The sequence below is a fragment of the Verrucomicrobiota bacterium genome (assembly GCA_016871535.1).
Taxonomy (GTDB): Bacteria; Verrucomicrobiota; Verrucomicrobiia; order Limisphaerales; family SIBE01; genus VHCZ01.
On sequence record VHCZ01000441.1, the window covers coordinates 1 to 2215 of the forward strand.

The 2215-nt window shown below is 55.8% G+C and carries 3 protein-coding genes; all 3 read right to left on the reverse strand.

Translation table 11 applies throughout. The features are described from left to right. On the reverse strand, window positions 1-116 hold a 116-nt coding region (locus tag FJ398_27360), incomplete at its 3' end, for a glutamine synthetase (GenBank protein ID MBM3841596.1). 81 nt (window positions 117-197) lie between these two features. Further along, on the reverse strand, window positions 198-536 hold the full coding sequence (locus FJ398_27365; protein ID MBM3841597.1) for a P-II family nitrogen regulator: 339 nt from the start codon (window positions 534-536) through the stop codon (window positions 198-200). 359 nt (window positions 537-895) lie between these two features. Further along, window positions 896-1858 carry an NADPH:quinone reductase gene (locus FJ398_27370; protein MBM3841598.1) on the reverse strand — a complete coding sequence of 321 codons (963 nt, stop codon included), beginning with the start codon at window positions 1856-1858 and terminating at the stop codon, window positions 896-898. Window positions 1859-2215: the final 357 nt, after the last annotated feature.

The following is a 2215-nucleotide window of genomic DNA, read 5'->3' on the forward strand; positions in this document are numbered from 1 at the left end:
TCAGCGATGGGCAAACTGAAATGCTGCCAGGTCCCGAAGGTATCGACGAATTTGATATCGACCATCTTGGCCTCGTTCTTCTTGGCCATCTCGATTACACTCTTTGCTGTGCTCATGAATTTTGATTGATTTGGTTTGATTAATGAAACGACACGACACTCCCTTCCTCAAGGAATGAGCCGAAGGGAAAACTCGGATCAGACGGCATCCTCGCCCGTTTCGCCCGTGCGGATGCGAATGGCGTTCTCCACCGAAGTGACGAAAACCTTGCCGTCACCAATTTTGCCCGTCTTGGCGGCTTTGACGATAGCATCGACCGCCTGGGCCGCTTCGCTTTCCTGCAGCACGACCTCGATTTTGATCTTGGGGAGAAAATCCACTGTGTACTCACTGCCGCGGTAAATCTCGGTATGGCCTTTCTGGCGCCCGAAACCTTTCACTTCACTGATGGTCATCCCTTCGATGCCCACGCTGGAGAGGGCTTCCTTGACATCATCCAGCTTGAAAGGCTTGATAATCGCTTCGATTTTCTTCACGTCCGGAGTTTTTCGGGGCGGATAGTAACAATCAAAGTGGGACTGTAAATAGCAATCTAAAGTTCACTTCCATTTTTTGCTTGGTGCCTCTTGACAGGCCCCGGAAGCGATGCTCTATTGCGCCCGGTTTGTGGCGGCAGAGTGATTTTCGGGCTGAACTTCGCCAGGCGTTCATTGAGTGCCCAATAGATTTCAGTTGTGGTTTTGTACACCCAGAACTGATTATTCCCCACAAACCCCCGTTTGTACTGATCCTGAACATTCCCCGGGTCGCTGGGTCACCCCCTGACTAAGCGACCCGGTTTTTTTTGCGTTGGTGGTTCAAATATCCTGCAAACGGTTGATCTACGGGGGCGTTCTCAAGGAAGGAGCACGATTTTCCCGTACGCGCCAGGCTCCATCACGGCCCGATGCGCCCGGGGCGCTTCCGCCAATGGCAGGCGCTGGCCGACCAATGGACGAAGCGTGCCGTTCGCCAACCCGGCGACAAGCGCAGCATGAATGGAGGCCAACTCGTGCTCAGGCGTGTTGAAAAGCACCATCCCAAGAATCGCGGCTTCGCGGCTCATCGCGTCGCGCGGGTTGACTTCAACTGCGCCACGACTCCCAATGACCACAACGCGTCCTCCGCGTGCCAGGACGGTCAAATCCTTGCCCAGATTCACGTTGGCCAGCATTTCAAGAATGACATCCACGCCGCGGTTCTCGGTCAGTGACATGACCTTGCTCAGGTAGTCAGGCGCCTGGTGATCCAGGACATGATGAGCGCCTTGCTCCAGGACCATCTTTCCCCCGCGCTCCGATCCGGCCGTGCCAATCACCCGGAGTCCGCTCGATCGAGCGATCTGGATCGCGGCTACCCCCACGCCACCGCTGGCCCCATGAATCAATACGGATTCCCCGGCGACTGCATGAGCGCGCTGGAAAAGCGCTCGATACGCCGTCGCGTAAGGAATGTTCACCGCCGCGCCCTGCTCGAAAGAAACATTCTCAGGCAAAGGATGCACCTGTTTCTCCGAGCAAAGCGCTAATTGCGCATAGGCTCCGGTCATCGTCCCGGCCGTATAAACCCTGCTTCCAGGAACTACGCGAGTCACTCCTTTCCCGACGGCTTGCACCAATCCCGCGGCGTCAGAGCCCGGGGTATAAGGAAGATTGGGGAGAATTCCATACTTCCCGGAGCGAATGTAGGTCTCAACCGGATTAACCCCGGCGGCCTGCACGCGGACAAGGACCTGTCCATCGCTCGGCTGCGGGTCGGGCAAATCGCAAAGCTGCAACACCTCCGGGCCGCCAGTTTGGGAAACTCGAATCGCCTTCATTATGAGTTGTTCGATTTGGGATTTCGGACAGAGGCAGTCGAACCCGCCGGCCCAATTTCAGCAAGGCAAATGATGGAGAGACTCAGGCAAGCTTGAGCGGAGGCGCGGCGATCACGCGCCGCACGCAATGACACGCGAGGATCAGGGTTCGGATGGTACGGTGGCTGATTGACACTGTTTCTCGTTGTTGTTAAACTAAAATTGTTTTAGTCACTAACTAACTAACTAACTAGTGTCTGAGAAGAAACTCGGGGAAGCGGCGTAAAGATTGGGGGGCCAGAGGCCAAAAGGCGCGCGAATGTTTTGGTCGGAGATTCGGGGAAGCCTGCAAAATCAGGGTGAGAGCGTCGTTTGGGT

Coding starts and splice junctions, on each gene's coding strand:
- FJ398_27370 (MBM3841598.1), bottom strand. CDS start 1,858: ATGAAGGCGATTCGAGTTTCCCAAACTGGCGGCCCGGAGGTGTTGCAG.